General features: G+C 73.7%; 20 protein-coding genes. 19 read left to right on the top strand and 1 reads right to left on the bottom strand.

The annotated features are described in order from the left end of the window. The first annotated feature begins 37 nt into the window (after window positions 1–37). The 14 genes from ftsZ (at window position 38) to ACWD5O_RS07250 (ending at window position 12472) form a co-directional block, all read left to right on the top strand. Window positions 38–1153, top strand: coding sequence for a cell division protein FtsZ (gene ftsZ, locus ACWD5O_RS07315; RefSeq protein ID WP_089019751.1), 1116 nt, complete (start codon window positions 38–40; stop codon window positions 1151–1153). A gap of 9 nt (window positions 1154–1162) precedes the next feature. Next, entirely contained in the window at window positions 1163–1906 is a 744-nt protein-coding gene (locus ACWD5O_RS07310) for a YggS family pyridoxal phosphate-dependent enzyme (RefSeq protein WP_450084832.1), read from the top strand. Window positions 1907–2097: 191 nt separating this feature from the next. Beyond that, entirely contained in the window at window positions 2098–2787 is a 690-nt protein-coding gene (locus tag ACWD5O_RS07305; protein WP_354964995.1) for a cell division protein SepF, read from the top strand. A 28-nt stretch (window positions 2788–2815) separates the two neighbouring features. Then, complete coding sequence (locus ACWD5O_RS07300; RefSeq protein WP_354964994.1) at window positions 2816–3121, top strand: YggT family protein; 306 nt, start codon at window positions 2816–2818, stop codon at window positions 3119–3121. Window positions 3122–3165: 44 nt separating this feature from the next. After that, window positions 3166–3969 (top strand): DivIVA domain-containing protein, encoded by an 804-nt coding sequence (locus ACWD5O_RS07295; protein ID WP_450084831.1) that lies wholly within the window; start codon window positions 3166–3168, stop codon window positions 3967–3969. Between the two features lie 80 nt (window positions 3970–4049). Then, window positions 4050–4757, top strand: a complete 708-nt coding sequence (locus ACWD5O_RS07290) for a hypothetical protein (protein WP_450084830.1) — start codon at window positions 4050–4052, stop codon at window positions 4755–4757. Between the two features lie 10 nt (window positions 4758–4767). Then, on the top strand, window positions 4768–5073 hold the full coding sequence (locus ACWD5O_RS07285) for a DUF167 domain-containing protein (protein WP_450084829.1): 306 nt from the start codon (window positions 4768–4770) through the stop codon (window positions 5071–5073). Window positions 5074–5095: 22 nt separating this feature from the next. Beyond that, on the top strand, window positions 5096–6595 hold the full coding sequence (locus ACWD5O_RS07280; protein ID WP_450084828.1) for a potassium/proton antiporter: 1500 nt from the start codon (window positions 5096–5098) through the stop codon (window positions 6593–6595). Window positions 6596–6820: 225 nt separating this feature from the next. Further along, entirely contained in the window at window positions 6821–7240 is a 420-nt protein-coding gene (locus ACWD5O_RS07275; protein WP_074313014.1) for a TraR/DksA family transcriptional regulator, read from the top strand. Window positions 7241–7304: 64 nt separating this feature from the next. Beyond that, window positions 7305–7919, top strand: coding sequence for a signal peptidase II (gene lspA, locus ACWD5O_RS07270; RefSeq protein WP_450084827.1), 615 nt, complete (start codon window positions 7305–7307; stop codon window positions 7917–7919). Beyond that, complete coding sequence (locus ACWD5O_RS07265) at window positions 7916–8860, top strand: RluA family pseudouridine synthase (protein ID WP_450084826.1); 945 nt, start codon at window positions 7916–7918, stop codon at window positions 8858–8860. The genes lspA and ACWD5O_RS07265 overlap by 4 nt, the downstream gene beginning before the upstream one ends. Window positions 8861–8902: 42 nt before the next feature. Further along, window positions 8903–9931, top strand: coding sequence for a hypothetical protein (locus tag ACWD5O_RS07260; RefSeq protein WP_450084825.1), 1029 nt, complete (start codon window positions 8903–8905; stop codon window positions 9929–9931). Window positions 9932–10005: 74 nt separating this feature from the next. Continuing rightward, window positions 10006–11589: an AAA family ATPase gene (locus ACWD5O_RS07255; RefSeq protein WP_450084824.1), complete on the top strand. Its 1584-nt coding sequence runs from the start codon at window positions 10006–10008 to the stop codon at window positions 11587–11589. A gap of 82 nt (window positions 11590–11671) precedes the next feature. Next, on the top strand, window positions 11672–12472 hold the full coding sequence (locus ACWD5O_RS07250) for a DUF2567 domain-containing protein (RefSeq protein ID WP_450084823.1): 801 nt from the start codon (window positions 11672–11674) through the stop codon (window positions 12470–12472). Here the strand turns inward: ACWD5O_RS07250 and ACWD5O_RS07245 are convergent. Then, entirely contained in the window at window positions 12387–13091 is a 705-nt protein-coding gene (locus ACWD5O_RS07245; protein ID WP_450084822.1) for an LON peptidase substrate-binding domain-containing protein, read from the bottom strand. The two genes, ACWD5O_RS07250 and ACWD5O_RS07245, sit on opposite strands and share 86 nt — an antisense overlap. Window positions 13092–13196: 105 nt before the next feature. On the opposite strand from ACWD5O_RS07245, the gene hisD reads away from it, so the two are divergent. Genes hisD through hisH form a run of 5 tightly spaced genes read left to right on the top strand, consistent with a single transcriptional unit; the run spans window position 13197 to window position 16999 of the window. Continuing rightward, complete coding sequence (hisD, locus tag ACWD5O_RS07240; protein WP_450084821.1) at window positions 13197–14522, top strand: histidinol dehydrogenase; 1326 nt, start codon at window positions 13197–13199, stop codon at window positions 14520–14522. After that, a complete protein-coding gene (locus ACWD5O_RS07235) occupies window positions 14519–15589 on the top strand; it encodes a histidinol-phosphate transaminase (protein ID WP_450084820.1) in 1071 nt (356 codons plus the stop codon). Before hisD ends, ACWD5O_RS07235 begins: the two co-directional genes overlap by 4 nt. Beyond that, complete coding sequence (hisB, locus tag ACWD5O_RS07230) at window positions 15589–16200, top strand: imidazoleglycerol-phosphate dehydratase HisB (RefSeq protein ID WP_450084819.1); 612 nt, start codon at window positions 15589–15591, stop codon at window positions 16198–16200. The genes ACWD5O_RS07235 and hisB overlap by 1 nt, the downstream gene beginning before the upstream one ends. Further along, entirely contained in the window at window positions 16200–16370 is a 171-nt protein-coding gene (locus ACWD5O_RS07225) for a hypothetical protein (RefSeq protein WP_450084818.1), read from the top strand. Before hisB ends, ACWD5O_RS07225 begins: the two co-directional genes overlap by 1 nt. Further along, a complete protein-coding gene (hisH, locus tag ACWD5O_RS07220) occupies window positions 16367–16999 on the top strand; it encodes an imidazole glycerol phosphate synthase subunit HisH (RefSeq protein ID WP_450084817.1) in 633 nt (210 codons plus the stop codon). The genes ACWD5O_RS07225 and hisH overlap by 4 nt, the downstream gene beginning before the upstream one ends. Window positions 17000–17003 lie beyond the last annotated feature (4 nt).

The raw sequence follows: 17003 nt of genomic DNA, 5'->3' as shown, positions 1-17003 counted from the left end.
GGTCGGCCGAAGCCAATCTCGAAGGAAAGGACCGGAGATGACACCTCCGCACAACTACCTGGCGGTCATCAAGGTCGTCGGCATCGGGGGCGGCGGCGTCAACGCCGTCAACCGGATGATCGAGGTTGGGCTCAAGGGCGTCGAGTTCATCGCGATCAACACGGATGCCCAGGCGCTGCTGATGAGTGACGCGGACGTCAAGCTGGACGTCGGCCGGGAGCTGACCCGGGGGCTGGGCGCCGGCGCCAACCCGGACGTCGGCAAGAACGCCGCCGAGGACCACCGGGACGAGATCGAGGAGGTGCTCAAGGGCGCCGACATGGTCTTCGTGACCTGCGGTGAGGGCGGCGGCACCGGCACCGGTGGCGCGCCCGTGGTGGCGAACATCGCCCGCAAGCTCGGCGCGCTGACCATCGGTGTGGTGACCCGGCCGTTCTCCTTCGAGGGTAAGCGCCGTCAGGTGCAGGCCGAGTCCGGAATAGACGAACTCCGCAACCAGTGCGACACCCTGATCGTCATCCCCAACGACCGCCTGCTGGCGCTGGGCGACCGCGGCATCAGCATGATGGACGCGTTCCGCACCGCCGACCAGGTGCTGCTTTCCGGTGTGCAGGGCATCACCGACCTGATCACCACCCCGGGTCTGATCAACCTGGACTTCGCCGACGTCAAGAGCGTGATGAGCGGTGCCGGCAGCGCGTTGATGGGCATCGGCAGCGCCCGCGGCGAGAACCGCGCGGTCGAGGCGGCCGAGGCGGCCATCTCCAGCCCGCTGCTCGAGCAGAGCATGGACGGCGCCCGCGGCGTGCTGCTCTCCATCGCCGGCGGCTCCGACCTGGGCCTGTTCGAGATCAACGACGCGGCCCAGCTGGTCACCGACGCGGCCCACCCGGACGCCAACATCATCTTCGGCGCCGTGATCGACGACGCGCTCGGTGACGAGGTGCGGGTGACGGTCATCGCGGCGGGCTTCGACGGGGGAGCGCCGGCGTACAAGGCGGCCGAGCCGGCCCGCAAGACCAACACCAACCAGCCGGCGGCGCAGAGCGCCCCGGTCCCGGCACCTGCCACCATGCCGGCGCCGACCCAGTCGCCGCGCCGGGTGCTCTTCGACGACGTGGACGTGCCCGACTTCCTCAAGAACGGGTCCTGAGCACCGCCGATGACCGACAGCTCAGCCACGGTACGACCGGACCGGCGCGCCGAACTCGCGGCCGGCCTGGCGCAGGTCCGGGCCCGCATCGCCGACGCCTGCGCCAGCGCCGGCCGGGATCGTGCCGACGTCACGATGATCGCGGTCACCAAGACCTACCCGGCCAGCGACGTGCTGGCGCTGGCCGGGCTCGGGGTGACCGACGTGGGAGAGAACCGCGACCAGGAGGCGGCCGGCAAGGCCGCCGAGGTCGCCGCGGCCGGGGTGAGCCCGCGCTGGCACTTCATCGGCCAGTTGCAGCGCAACAAGGCCCGCTCGGTGGTCCGGTACGCCGACGTGGTGCACTCCGTCGACAGTGTCCGGCTGGCCCGGGCGCTGGCCACCGCGGCGGCCGGGCGGGAGCGACCGCTGGCCGCCCTGATCCAGGTGAGCATCGACGGCGACCCGGCCCGGGGCGGCGCGTTGCCGGGCTCGGCCGACCCGGGCGTCGGGTTGGAGCCGGTGGCCGAGGCGGTCGCCGACTCGCCGACGATGCGGTTGGCCGGCCTGATGGCGGTGGCGCCACTGGGTTGGGCGCCGGAGCGGGCCTTCGCCCGGCTGGCCGAGGTGGCCGAGGCGTTTCGCTTGGTCCATCCGGGAGCGGTCGCGTTGTCCGCCGGAATGAGCGGCGACCTGGAAATCGCGATCCAATACGGCGCGACACATGTCCGCGTCGGTAGCGCGTTGCTCGGAATGCGCCCCACGCTGCGGTAGCCTGACCGCGAGAGAAGCAAATTACATCAGTGTTGTTTCAGGAACGGCGTCTCCCAGTCGGGGGTCGTGGCGCGCGACGCGAATCGCGCGCCAGGGGGATTGCCGTTCCGGTCCGATGGGCATAGTTGTCCACTCGCGACGGGCGACATGGCACGGGGGCGCGTGCCGCACGGCGGACGGAAGGGCGCGGGATGGGTGCACTGCGCAAGGCGGGGGTCTGGCTCGGTCTGGTCGAAGAGGACGATGAGCGGGCCTACGACGACGGTGGCTACGACAAGGGTGGCTACCGCGACTCGCGTTACCGGCAGAGCCGGTACGCCGAGGAGTTCGCCGACGAGGACGACGAGGACACCGAGGAGCCGCCGGCTCCCCGGCCGCGGGCCGGCGAGCGGAGTCGGCTCTCCGAGCGCTCGAACGGGCGGGTCGGTGACTCCGACCGGGGCGACGGCGAGCGTCCGGAGCGGGTCGAGCGGTCCAGCGTCCGGTCGATCACCAGGTCCTCGGCTGGCGAGACCTCCGGCGCGCTGACGTACCACACCCGGGACAACCTTGCCCTCGCGCCGCAGGTCACGGCACGGGAGCGGGCGCCCGAGGAGGAGCAGCGTTACCAGATCACCACGCTGCACCCGACCACGTACCGGGAGGCGCGCACCATCGGTGAGCACTTCCGCGACGGGGTTCCGGTGATCATCAACCTCACCGAGATGGATGAGGCCGATGCCCGCCGTCTGGTTGACTTCGCCGCCGGTCTGGCGTTCGGGCTGCGCGGTACGATCGAGCGCGTGACCAATCGGGTGTTCCTGCTCTCACCGGCCAATGTCCAGGTCACCGCGGAGGACAAGGCCAAGATCGCTGAGGGCGGCTTTTTCAGTCTGAGTTGATCGCCCGACCCGAGGGACGTCGCTGACCGTGTTGTCGATCTTGCTGCAAGTGTTGTACCTGATCCTTTATGTCTTCCTGCTCCTTCTTCTGTCCCGGTTTGTTCTGAGCGCCGTCCTGCAGTACGGCCGCCGGTGGCAGCCGGGGCGCAGAGCATCGGCGGGACTGGAATCCGTGTGGAGCGTCACTGATCCCCCTCTCAACGCGTTGAGGCGTGTGATCCCTCCGCTGCGAATTGGTACCGTGAGCATCGACCTGGCCTCCCTTGTGCTCCTGGTTATCCTGTTCGTGCTGATGGAGTTCGTGTTAGGGCCGTCGATCAGGGCATCTGCCTGATGACCGACGCGCTTTCGCGGCCGCAACTGACCCGAGGAGTTTCGATGCCGCTGACCCCGGCCGACGTACACAACGTCGCCTTCAAAAAGCCGCCGATCGGCAAGCGGGGGTATGACGAGGAGGAGGTCGACGCTTTCCTGGACGAGGTTGAGCGCGAGCTCGCCCGTCTCATCGAGGAGAACAACGAGCTGCGCGCCCAGGTGGAGCGCGGCGGCCGTGGCGGTGCCCCCGCCGGCCCCGGCGGCGACGCCCGACTCGCGGCGGAGCTCAACGACGTCAAGGCACAGCTGGACCGGGTGCAGCGCGACAAGGCAGCGGCCGAGCAGGCCGCCCGCGCCATGCAGTCCGAGCTGGAGCAGGTCCGCGCGACCGGCGGCCCGGGTGCGGTCACCGGTGACGGTGAGCAGCAGGCCCTGCGGGTGCTGATGATGGCCCAGCGCACCGCCGACGACCACGTGTCCGACGCGCGTCGCGAGGCCGACCAGCTCCTGTCCGAGGCCCGCGGCAAGGCCGAGGAGGTGACCCGCGAGGCTCGCGCGAAGGCCGACGCCCTGGAGCGGGACGCCCGCCAGCGGCACCAGGAGGCCATGGGCGGCCTGGACGCCAAGCGCACGGCGCTGCAGAAGCACATCGAGGAGCTCAAGCAGTTCGAGCGCGAGTACCGCACCCGGCTCAAGGCGTACCTGGAGAGCCAGCTGCGTGACCTCGACGGTCGCGGCCAGGGCCTCGAAGCCGAGATGACCCGCTCCGAGGCAGGCCGGGTCGCCGGCGGCAACGGGCTGGCCGCCGCGGGTCTCGCCGGTTCGTACGGCGCCGGGCGCTCCGGCGCCCTCGAAGCCGGACGCTGAGCACCGGCCGGCGATCGCTGTCCGCAGATGGTGACGGTCGCCGGCCCCGCCTGGACGGTACGACGCGGCGGGGGTGAGCCGTGATAGTCGCGAGTCTCCTGCTCATCCTCGTCGCGGTGGTGCTACTGGTGCTCGGCCTGGCCGGTGGTTCCAGCATTATGTTGATCATCTCCATCGCGGCCAGTCTGCTGGCCGCCGTGGCGTTGGTGGTGGGCGCCCGCCAGGCAGCCGCCAACCGCGTCACGGCGGAGCCCGGCCGGACCGGCCGGCGGAGCCCCGGAGCACCCCGCACGGCCAACCAGGCCGGACCGGGAGTCGCGTACGGGCCGCCGCTGGTCGAGCCGGAAGTGCCAATCCAGCACATGCCCACGACGGTCGGTACCGGCGGCACCGGGTGGCGGCAACCACCCGAGCCGCCGGCCGACCAGGGGCCACCGTTCGCGACCGCCGACCACGCTTCCAACGCCTCGTCCGCCAGTCAGGCGTCGCCCTTCCCGGCGCCGGCCGACGAGGCGTCCGGCGTCGATGCGCCAACGGCCGATGGCATGAGGGACGAGGAGCCGGCCGCGCAGCCGGTCACCCCCGCCGAGGCGGCCCGGGTGGCCCGGCTGCCCGACCCCGTCCAGGTGGTGGACGGTCGCCCCCGCTACCACCTCGCCAGTTGCCCGCACCTCGTCGGCCGGGCGTCGGAGACGCTCCCAGTCGCCGAGGCCGTCGAGCTCGGCTTCACCCCGTGCGCGCAGTGTGCGCCGGCCACCGCCCTGCTCGCCGACGCCCGACCGATCTGAAGCGGCACCGGTGCCCGCGCAGGACACGCTCACCGTGGCGGTGCGGGTGAAGCCCGGCTCCTCCCGGGACCGGATCGGGGGCCGGTTCGACGGCCCGCACGGCCCGGCCCTGGTGATCGCGGTGCACGCCCCGGCCGTGGACGGTCGGGCCACCGAGGCCGCCCGCCGGGCGTTGGCCGGCGCGTTGGGCGTCCGGCCGGCTTCGGTGTCACTGCGTACCGGCGCGGCCAGCCGGGACAAGCTCTTCCTCGTCGACCGTCCCGGCCCGGAGCTGCCCGAGGTGCTGCGCCGGCTGCGCGACGGATCCGCGGGGTGAGGAACGCCCGGGCCAGGCAACCGTGACGCCCGGGCTGGATATCGCGCTGCTGCTCGGCGCGGGGGTGCTGCTCGTGGCGGTCGGCGCGGTCCGGCTCTCCACCCGGCTCGGGGTGCCCAGCCTCCTGGTCTACCTGGCGCTGGGCGTGGCGATCGGCGAGGCCGGGCTGGGCATCCGCTTCGACGACGTCGAGCTGACCCGGACCCTCGGCTTCTGCGCGCTGATCGTGATCATCGCGGAGGGTGGCCTGACCGCCCGGTGGAGCACGTTGCGGCCGGTCCTCGCGCTGTCCGCAGCCCTGTCCACGGTGGGCGTGGTGGTCAGCATCGTGCTGGTCGGCGTCGCCCTGCACCTGCTGCTCGGGCTGGACTGGCGGCTGGCGCTCCTCTACGGCGCGGTGCTCTCCTCCACCGACGCGGCCGCCGTCTTCGCGACCCTGCGCCGGCTGCGCCTGCCGCCCCGGCTGGTGGCGACGCTGGAGGCCGAGTCGGGCATGAACGACGCCCCGGTGGTGCTGCTGGTGGTGCTCCTGTCCCACCGGGGCTTGTCGCACCCGTGGTGGTACGAGGCCGCCCTGGTCACCTACGAGCTGGGCGTCGGGGCCGCGGTGGGGGTGGGCGCCGGTGTCGCCGGCACCTGGGCGCTGCGCCGGGCGGCGCTGCCCTCGGCCGGGCTGTACCCGATCGCCGCGGTGGGGATCACGGTGCTGGCGTACGCCGCGGGAGCGGTGCTGCACGCCTCGGGGTTCCTCGCCGTCTACGTAGCCGGGGTGCTGCTGGGCAACGCCCGGCTGCCGCACCGGCAGGCGATCCTCGGCTTCGCCGATGGGCTGGCCTGGCTCGCCCAGATCGGTCTGTTCGTGCTGCTCGGGCTGCTGGCCTCGCCGGGCCGGCTGGACGCGGCGGTGCTGCCGGCGGTGGTCGCCGGGCTGGCGCTGGTGCTGCTGGCCCGGCCGCTGTCGGTGGTCGTGTCGGCGCTGCCGTTCCGGGTCGGCCTGCGCGAGCAGGCGTTCCTGTCCTGGGCGGGGCTGCGCGGGGCGGTGCCGATCGTGCTGGCCACCATTCCGCTCTCCGAGCGGGTGCCCGGCGCGGAGCGCCTCTTCGACGCGGTCTTCGTGCTGGTGGTGATCTTCACGCTGGTGCAGACCGGGACGCTCGGGCCGCTCTCCCGCCGGCTGCGGATCACCGCGCCGGCCGAGGCCACCGAGATCCACGTGGAGACCGCCCCGCTGGAGCGGATGCGGGCCGATCTGCTCCAGTTGGAGGTGCCGACGGGCTCGCGATTGGCCGGCGTGCACGTCGACGAGTTGCGGCTGCCGCTGGGCGCCTCGGTCACCCTGGTGCTGCGGGACGGGGTGGGCTTCGTGCCCGGTCCGGACACCCGGCTGAAGACCGGCGACAGCCTGTTGATCGTCGCCACCGGCGGGGTACGCGACGCCGCCGAGCGCCGGTTGCGGGCCGTCAGCAGGCGGGGTCGGCTGGCCCGGTGGTTTGGTGAGTACGGCGATGAGGCGGACGTTTGATCTGCTAGCGTTCCTTTTGCCCCAGTTAGGCAGGGCTCGGGGCTCTTAAGCGGTGCGACGGTGCGGCACGTTGTCGGACGCCTGTACGTTCCGTATTCTTGCCAACCTCCGGAGTGCGCGGCCATCGTCGCCGTGCGCCCCTTTTCGTACATAGGGGACGCCTTGGTCGGCGCCCCCTGACCAGGTGCCGCGGTCCACGCGGTTCCGCGGCCGAGGGAGCGACCCATGGCGAAGCCAGCCGACACCAGGACCGCCGGCCGCAAGCCGGTGGCCAAGGCCACCCGCAGCGCGGCGGAGACCGAGAAGATCCGGGCGGCGTTGGCGGCGCGGCGGGACGAGCTTCGCGCCGAGTACGATCAGACGCTGAGTGAGATCACCGAGCTGCAGCGCGATCGGCTGACCGACTCGGCCGGGGACGACCAGGCCGACACCGGCACCAAGACGCTCGAGCGGGAGCAGGAGATCTCTCTCGCCAACAGCATCCTGGAAAGGATCACGCAGGTCGAGCGCGCCCTGGAGCGCCTCGACGAGGGTGGTTACGGCTGGTGCGAGCGGTGCGGCAACCCGATTCCCGTCGAGCGCCTCGCCGCCTTCCCGTCGGCCACCCTGTGCGTGACGTGCAAGCAGCTGGAGGAGCGGCGCTGAGGTCCGCTCCCCGGCGGCGATGAGACGGTGAGCGATCACCGCCGAGACTGTCGATGGGGAGCGCATGACCGCAGCACCGTCCGCCGAACCCGGCCGCACCGACCCGGGCGGCGACAAACCCCGGCCGAGGGCCGTCGCGATCCTCGCCGGGGTCGCGCTGGTGGCCCTGCTGGCCGACCTGCTCACCAAGCACCTCGCGCTGGCCACGCTGACCGACCGGGAGCCGGTCCGGCTGCTCGGCGGTGTGGTCTATTTCAGTCTGACCCGCAACAGCGGTGCGGCGTGGAGCATCGGCGCGGACCACACCTGGGTCTTCCCGCTGATCACCATCGGGGTGGTCGGTTGGATCCTCTGGATGGCGCTGCGGCTGCGGTCGCTGCCCTGGGCGATCTCCCTCGGGCTGGTGCTCGGCGGCGCGCTGGGCAACCTCGTCGACCGGATCTTCCGGGCGCCCTCCCCGTTCCACGGGCACGTGGTCGACATGGTCAGCCTCTTCGACCCGTACGGCCAGGTCTGGCCGGTGTTCAACCTTGCCGACAGCTCGCTGGTCTGCGGTGTGCTGCTGGCCGTGCTGCTGGAGTTGACCGGCCGCCAGCGTGACGGCCGACGGGTCGGCCGCGACGGCGACCCCGCCGACGCGAGCGCCACCCAGGACGCCGACCAGCGGGAGCGGGCGTGACCTCCGCGTTCGCCGCCGGCGGCGACCACCGTTCACTGCCCGTGCCGGACGGGCTCGACGGGATGCGCCTGGACCAGGCGGTGTCCCGGCTGTTCGGGCTCTCCCGTACCGCCGCCGCGGCCTTGGTCGATGCCGGGGACGCGCTGGTCGACGGCACCGCCCGGGCCAACTCGCACAAGGTCAAGGCCGGCTCCTGGCTGGACGTCACGCTCCCCGCGCCGGTCGCCCCGCCGACCGTGGTGCCGCAGGCGGTGCCGGGCCTGCGGGTCGTGTACGCCGACGACGACATCGTGGTGGTGGACAAACCGGTCGGCGTGGCCGCGCACCCGAGCCCGGGCTGGACCGGCCCGACGGTGATCGGCGCCCTCGCCGCGATCGGGCACCGCATCTCCACCAGCGGCGCCGCCGAACGGCAGGGCGTGGTGCACCGGCTGGACGTGGGCACCACCGGGATCATGGTGGTGGCCAAGAGCGAGCAGGCGTACACCGCGTTGAAGCGGGCCTTCAAGTACCGCGAGGTGGACAAGGGCTACCACGCGGTGGTGCAGGGGCACCTGGACCCGCTGCGCGGCACCGTCGACGCGCCGATCGACCGGCACCCCACCCACGACTACCGCTGGGCCGTGGTCTCCGGCGGCAAGCCGAGCATCACCCACTACGACACGCTGGAGGCGTTCCCGGCGGCCAGCCTGGTCGACGTCCGCCTGGAGACCGGCCGCACCCACCAGATCCGGGTGCACTTCTCGACCCTGCGGCACCCCTGTGTGGGCGACCTCACCTACGGCGCCGATCCCACCCTGTCGGCCCGGCTCGGGCTGGCCCGACAGTGGCTGCACGCCCGCGAGTTGAGCTTTCTGCACCCCCGAACGGGGGACGAGGTCCGGTTCGTCAGCGACTACCCTGACGACCTGGACCGCGCGCTCCAGATCCTGCGTGACTGAGCGGCGACCGCCCGACACCGATCCGACGAGGGGATCCCGCCCGTGCGCGCCGGCGACCTGCTGCGGCAGCTGGACCAACGGCTGCTGCCGCCGCTGACCCGGGCCGTGGCCCGGCTGGGCGACCGGTCGGCGCGGTCCGGGGTGCTCACCTGGGCCGCGCTGCTCTCCTCGGCGGCGGTGCTGGGCACCGCGGTCTGGGCCGTCGACGACGCTCCGGTCGGCGACCGGACCGTGGGCGAGGTGACCCGGGTCGGGGTGGTCGACGGCGACTCCGTCCCCGGCTACCTGCGGTCCGCCGCGGCCGACCTGGCCGCGCTGCCCACGGCGGCCCCGGCCACCGGGGAGGGCACCTACGCCCTGGTCACGCTGGACGCGTACCTGCCGCCGCAGCGACTGGCGGCGGTGCTCGGCGACGTGTCGGTCTCGACGGTGTTCGGGCGGGTCCCGCTGCCCGGCCGGCAGACCGAGATCGTCAAGATTCCCGCGCTGCGGGTGCCGGACGACGTGGTCGCCGGAATGGCGCAGGTGGCCGCCCGCAAGGACGCCGAAGCCGCGGACTACCGGGCGAAGGCCGCCGCGGTGAGCGGCGACGGCGCGGACGTGCGGGAGCTGCGCGAGCGGTACGCCAGCGGTGCGGCCGTGGCGGCGGCCGAGGCGGCCGGGTACCGCACCGGCTGCGCCTGCGTGTACGCGGCGGTGGTGCGGGCGGCGCCGGTGGCGCTGCGCGGCATGGCGACCCGGCCGGACGTGCGGGCGGTCGACCCCGCCCCCGAGGTGTACCGGCTGGACCGCACGGTCTTCACGCCGCCACTGCCCGAGCAGCAGGACGTGGTCCGCCCACCGGCCGACACCGGGCCGAGCGCGGAGCCGACCCCGGAGGTGCCGGTTGAGTCGCCGCCGGTCGCGCCGGTGCCCTCGGCACCGATGGGCGAATCGTCGGAACCCGCACCGGTCGTGACGATCCCATCACCCGAACCGTCGACGACCGGTCCCACCGAGTCGGCCCCGCCGAGCGTCACCACCTCGCCGGACGCCACCGGCACCGGGCCACCGACGCCCTCCCCGTCGTGATCTGCGCCGGGTGGTGTGCGTGCCGTGGTGTGGTCCGAATAGGGTTTCCTTCGTAGCCTGTCAGACGGAGATCGATGGCGCTGGGAGGGCGGGCCGTGGAGGGCAGTGAGACCGGCTGGGGCCGGCCGGCCGAACCAGCGCCGAGGTGGCGGGCGCTGCTGGACCGCGCCCGGCACGGCGCCCGCGCCCCCGAGCAGACCGAACCGGAGCGGCGAGCCGACGAACCACCGCCGGATCCGCTGCCGCGGCGCGCGGCCCCCGACGGCTACACCGGGCGGGCGTCGGCCATCGGGCATCCGGCCGAGCTGTCGTACGGCGCGGACCCGGGTTACCGGGCCGAGGCGACCTACCGGGTCGACCCCGCCTACCGGGCCGAGCCGGCGTACCGGCCGGAGCCGGACCACCGGGGCGAGCCGGGTTACCGGGCCGAGCCGGCGTATCGGGCCGAGCCGGCCTACCGCGCCGAGCCCGCGTACCGCGCTGAGCCGGCGTACCGTGCCGAGCCGGGCTATCGGGCGGAGCCGGCGTACCGGCCCGAGCCCGAGCCGCCGTCCCGCCAGGCCGAGCCGGTCGAGTCGCGCTACGCGCTGCTGGACAACGGCTACCGGCACGGCAACCCGCCGGTGGAGTCCCGGTACGCGCTGCTGGAGACCGGTTACCAGCCGGAGACCGGCTACCCCGTGCCCCCGCCGTCCCCGTCCGCCCCGCCGGTCACGCCGCCGCCGGCCCCGCCGGTCACGCCCCTGCCGGCCCCACCGGTCGTCCCACCGCCCGCTCCGCCGGTCAGCTCGGCCATCGCCGAGCGCGGCTACCCGCCGCGTATCGAATGGCGTCCGCAGGGCGTCGACCAGGAGTTGGAGCGGGCCACCGGGGTGCTCCGCCGCGACCTCGGCACTCCGCGGGTGTTCGCGTTCGCCAACCCCAAGGGCGGGGTGCACAAGACCACCGCGACGGTGCTCGCCGCGGCCACGGTCGGCAGCGTGCGGGGGCGGGGCGTACTGGCCTGGGACGACAACGAGCTGCGCGGCACCCTCGGGCTGCGCGCCGGCAGCGCCCGGCACGCCCGGACGATCCGCCACCTGATCAGTGAGCTGGCCCAGATCGAGATCCTGGAGGGCTCGACCCTGCTGGAGCGGCTGGACGACTTCCTGCGGCACGCCTCCGACGGCTCGTACGACGTGCTCGCCGGCGAGGAGAGCCCGCGCTTCGCCCAACGGCTGGACCAGTTCACCGTTCGGCGGGTGCTGGAGCTGCTGCGGCGTACCCACGACGTGGTCTGCGTGGACACCGGCAACAACGTGGAGAGCGCCAACTGGCGCACCGTGATGCAGGCCGCCGACCAGCTGGTGGTGACCACCGTGCCGCGTGAGGACGCGGCGTTCAGCGCCGACTGGATGCTCGACCTGCTGCACGAGGAGGGCATGGGAGAGCTGGCCGACAACGCGATCACGCTCATCTCCTGCCCCACGTCGGGCCGCTCCGCCCTGCAGGACGACCTGGAACGGCACTTCGCCACCCGTACCCGCGCGGTGGCCGTGGTGCCCTACGACCCGGCGCTCGAGACCGGGTCGTCGATCGAGTATCACCAGCTCCAGCCGGAGACCCGGCAGGCGTGGCTGCGCGCCGCCTCGGTCATGGTGGAGCCGTTCGCCCGCTAACCGGAGGCGGTGCGGTCACGTCATCGGGCCCGAGCGCGGATGACCGTGCACGGCCCGGGCGGCGAGCTGAGAGGATCATCGGGTGAACCCCGACAGCCCCGAATCCGACCGGCCCACGCCGCCCGGCGTCGAGTCGTCCGCGCCATCGACACCGGCCGACCCGGTAACGGACCAGCGTGCCGGCGGGGGGCCACCGGACGTGGACGCGGATTTCGGCCCCGCCGCGGCCGATCCGCCGCGCAGGCCGGCGCGGACCGGGGTGACGGTAGCCGGTGTCGTGCTCGCGCTGGCCGTGCTGGGTGCGCCGCTCGGGCTGCTCTGGGCTGCGCTCGCGCCCGACACCCCGGTGCTCAAGACCGCCGAGGGCGCGATCTACGCCGACCCGCAGCCGGAGCAGCCGATCGCCGCGGACGGCTGGTTCAGCCTGCTCGGGCTCGCCTTCGGGGTGCTCGCGGCCCTCGCCCTGTGGTTAGTACTGCGCCGTCGGCGCGGCCCCGTCGGGCTGCTCGCCGCCGTGCTGGGCGCGCTGGCCGCCGCGCCGGTGGCCTGGCAGGTGGGTCGGCGGATCGGCCTGGCGACCTTCGACCGGCTGCTGGACACCGCCCCGGCCGGCCAGGCCTTCACCAAACCCGCCGACCTGCGGGCCGGCGGCGTCGACTGGTTGCTCGGCGTGCTGCCGGTGCCGCACGGCAACCTGCTGCTGCCGGCGTTCGGTGCCGCGATCACGTACACCCTGCTGGCCGGCTGGTCGCGCTGGCCGTCGCTGCGCCCGGAGCCGGAGCCCGACCCGACCGCGTTCAGTTGGGTGTCGGCGGGGACGCCAGCTCCGCCAGCGGCACCGGAACCGCCCGCACCTGACGCAGCAGAGCCGCCTCGCGGTTGAGCAGCCGCAGCTCGGCGCGGAGCCGGGCGGCGGTGTCATCGATCGCCAGGAGCCGCTGCCGGTCGTCCACGGTCAGCGCCGCGGTCGCCGCCACGAGGTGGGAGAGCACGGTCGGGTCCTCGGGGAGCTGCTCGGAGATCTCCTCCGGGTCGGACCGGACCAGGCCCAGGTATTGCCGGAACACGGCGATCACCCGGGCGGCCAGCAGGTCGGCCACCTCGTCCGGCCCGGCCGGCTCGGGCAGCCACTCGACCTCGGCGGTCAGGTACGGCGTGGAGCTCTCGTCGACCTCGGCGATCCGGAACCGGCGCCGCCCGACCGTGACGATGTCGAAGCCCCCGTCGGCCAGCTCGGTCACCTGGCGCAGCTCGGCGGTGCAGCCGACCTCGTGCAGGGTGACCTCGCCGCCGGCGGGTGTGGGCCGGGCACCGGGACCGGCCGGCGCGACCTCCCAGCCGGCCTGGATGGCGACCACCCCGAACTCGCGCGAGGCGCCCTCGGGCAGGCCGACCAGGTGCCGGACCAGGGCCCGGTAACGCTCCTCGAAGATGTGCAGTGGCAGCACCAACCCGGGAAAGAGCACCGTTGCGAGCGGGAACACCGGCAGCCGTGCGGTCACAGGTGGAGCCTAGCCAATCTCGCCCACGTCGGCGTGGCCCGGCTCACCGTCCCGGCGGACGGGCGGCCCGGGTGCGCTCCGGTCCGGCCGCCTAGACTCGCAAGGGTGCTGAATCGGATCGACCTGCGCAATGGTCTCGGTGACCCGCGCCGCCTGCTGCCCCGCGCCCAGCTCGACGTGTCGGTTGCCGTCGAGCGGATCCGGCCGCTCGTGGAGGCGGTCCGGGAGCATGGGTACCCGGCGATCCGGGAGGCCAGTGAGCGGTTCGACGGCGTCTCCCCGGAGGTGCTGCGGGTGCCGGTCGAGGCGATCGCCGAGGCCGAGGGGGTGCTCGACCCGGACGTGCGCGCAGCGCTGCTGGAGTCGATCAGCCGCGCCCGCCGGGTGCACGCCGATCAGCGGCGTACCGAGCACACCACCCAGGTGGTGCCCGGCGGCACGGTCACCGAGCGGTGGCTGCCGGTCGACCGGGTCGGGCTCTACGTCCCCGGTGGGCTGGCCATGTACCCGTCGACCGTCGTGATGAACGTGGTGCCGGCCCAGGCGGCCGGGGTGCGTTCGCTGGTGGTGGTCAGCCCACCGCAGAAGGACAACGGCGGCCTGCCCGACCCCCGGGTGCTCGCCGCCTGCGCGCTGCTCGGCGTCGACGAGGTCTACGCCGTGGGCGGCGCCCAGGCGGTGGCGATGCTGGCGTACGGGGCGGCGGTGAATCCGGCGGGCGACGCGCGCTGCGAGCCGGTCGACCTGGTCACCGGCCCGGGCAACATCTGGGTGACCGCCGCCAAGCGGCTGCTGCGGGGCGTCGTCGGCATCGACGCCGAGGCCGGGCCGACCGAGATCGCCATCCTGGCCGACGATACCGCCGACCCGGCGCACGTGGCCGCCGACCTGATCAGCCAGGCCGAGCACGACCCGCTCGCCGCGAGCGTGCTGGTCACCCCGTCGGTGGCGCTGGTCGAGGCGGTCGAGCGGGAGCTGGCCCGGCAGGTGCCGGCGACCAAGCACACCGAGCGGGTCACCACGGCGCTGACCGGCGAGCAGAGCGGCGTGGTCCTGGTCGACGACCTCGAGGCCGGGCTGCGGGTGGTCGACGCGTACGCGGCCGAGCACCTGGAGATCCAGACGGTCGACGCCCGCGAGTGGGCGCTGCGGGTGCGCAACGCCGGAGCGATCTTCGTGGGCGCCTGGTCGCCGGTGTCGCTCGGCGACTACTGCGCCGGCTCCAACCACGTGCTGCCCACCGGCGGCTGTGCCCGGCACTCGTCCGGGCTGTCCGTGCAGTCCTTCCTGCGCGGCGTGCACCTGATCGAATACTCGCAGGCCGCGCTGCGCGAGGTGGCCCCGCACGTGGTCACCCTGGCCACCGTGGAGGACCTGCCCGCGCACGGCCAGGCCGTCCGGGCCCGCTTCCCCGGGGGGTCGGGGGCGTGAGCTCGCTCGACGACCTGCCGATCCGCGACGACCTGCGCGGGCTGTCGCCGTACGGCGCGCCGCAGCTCGACGTGCCGGTGCGGTTGAACACGAACGAGAACTCCTACCCGGTGCCGGAGCCGGTGGCCGACGCGATCGGCAAGGCGCTCGCGGCCGAGCTGCGCGACCTGAACCGCTACCCGGACCGGGACGCGGTGGCGCTCCGCGCCGACCTGGCCGGGTACCTCGGGCACGGGCTCACCGTCGAGCAGGTGTGGGCGGCCAACGGCTCCAACGAGATCCAGCAGCAGCTGCTCCAGGCGTTCGGCGGTCCGGGCCGCAGCGCGCTCGGCTTCGTGCCGGCGTACTCGATGCACCCGCTGCTGGCCCTCGGCACCGGCACCCGGTGGGTGCCGGCCCGGCGCGGCGTCGACTTCGGGTTGACCGCCGACGAGGCGGTGGCCCAGGTCCGCGAGCACCGGCCCGACGTGGTCTTCCTCTGCTCGCCGAACAACCCCACCGGCACCGCGCTGGCCCCGGCGGTGGTCGCCGCGGTCCTCGACGCCGCGCCCGGCATGGTGGTGGTCGACGAGGCGTACGCCGAGTTCGCCCGGCCCGGCACGGTCAGCGCGTTGGCCGTGCTGCCGGGGCATCCGCGGCTGGTGGTGACGCGGACGATGAGCAAGGCGTTCGGCTTCGCCGGCGGGCGACTCGGTTACCTGGCTGCCGACGCGGCGGTGGTGCAGGCGGTGCAACTGGTCCGGCTGCCGTACCACCTCTCCGCGCTGACCCAGGCCGCCGCCCGCGCGGCACTGGCCCACCGGGACGCCCTGCTCGGTACGGTGAGCGCGATCATGGCGCAGCGGGACCGGATCGTGGCGACGCTGCGTGGTCGGGGGCTGGGGGTGGCCGACAGCGACGCCAACTTCGTGCTCTTCGAGGTGGGCGGCGACCAGGGCGCCGCCTGGCGCGCACTGCTGGCGCAGGGGGTGCTCGTCCGCGACGTCGGCCTGCCCGGCTGGCTGCGGGTCACCGCCGGCACCCCCGCCGAGACCGACGCCTTCCTTTCTGCGATGGAGACATTCTGATGAGCCGGACCGCCCAAGTGGAGCGGATCACCAAGGAGACCAAGGTCCTCGTCGAGATCGACCTCGACGGCACCGGCACGGCCGAGATCAGCACCGGGGTCGGTTTCTACGACCACATGCTGCACCAGATCGCCCGGCACGGCGGCTACGACCTGACCGTGCGCACCGTCGGCGACCTGGAGATCGACGCGCACCACACCATGGAGGACACCGCGCTCGCCCTGGGCGCCGCGTTCGACCAGGCGCTGGGCGACAAGGCCGGCATCCGGCGGTACGGCTCGGCGACCGTCCCGATGGACGAGGTGCTGGTCCGGGCCGCCGTGGACCTGTCCGGCCGGCCGTACGTGGTGCACGACGAGCCGGCGCTGGCGCCGTACATCGGCCCGGTGTACCCGACCAGCATGACCCGGCACATCTGGGAGTCCTTCGGCCAGGCGGCCCGGATCACCCTGCACATCGACGTGCTGCGGGCGTCCCGGCCGGGCGGTAACCCGGACGCGCACCACGTGGTGGAGGCGCAGTTCAAGGCGGTCTCCCGGGCGCTGCGTGAGGCCACCGCGATCGACCCGCGGGCGGCGGGCGCGATCCCGAGCACGAAGGGCGCTCTCTGATGCGCGTGTTGCCGACGCTGTTGCTGATCCTGGCCGGGGTGCTGGTGGGCGGGGTGTGGTCGCTGTACCGGCAGGGCGCGCCGAAGGCCGCGGTGGTGGTCACCGCGCTCCTGGCCGTGTTGGCCACCGCTGGCGGGGTGCTCTGGCTGCTCCCGGGCTCGGGCTCATGACCGGCGTCGTGGTGCTCGACTACGGCTCGGGCAACCTGCGTTCCGCGGAGCGGGCGCTGGCCGCTGCCGGCGCGGACGTGCGGGTGACCGACGACGTCGCGGCCGCGGCCGCGGCCGACGGTCTGGTGGTGCCGGGGGTGGGCGCCTTCGCGGCGTGCATGGCCGGGATCGAGGCGCTCGGCGCCGGCCCGGTGATCGCCGAGCGGGTGGCCGCCGGCCGACCGGTGCTCGGCATCTGCGTGGGCATGCAGGTGCTCTTCGAGCACGGGGACGAACACGGTGTGGTGACCAAGGGGCTCGGTCTGCTGCCGGGCGGGGTGACCCGGCTGGCCGCGACCCGGCTGCCGCACATGGGCTGGAACACGGTCCGGGCGCCCCGGGACTCGGTGCTCTTCGCGGGCATGCCGGCGCAGAGCAGGTTCTACTTCGTCCACTCGTACGCGATGGGTGACCCGGCGGCGCTGGCCGCGACCGGCGCCACGGTGACCACGGCCCACCACGACACCGATTTCGTCGCCGCGGTGGAGCGTGGTCCGCTCTCGGCGGCACAGTTCCATCCGGAGAAGTCCGCCGACACCGGTGCCGCGCTGCTGCGTAACTGGCTCGCCACGCTGCCCAGTGGTGGCTGAGCGT

It is taken from the genome of Micromonospora sp. NPDC005161, assembly GCF_053599855.1.
This window is presented reverse-complemented; position numbering and strand designations above follow the sequence as displayed.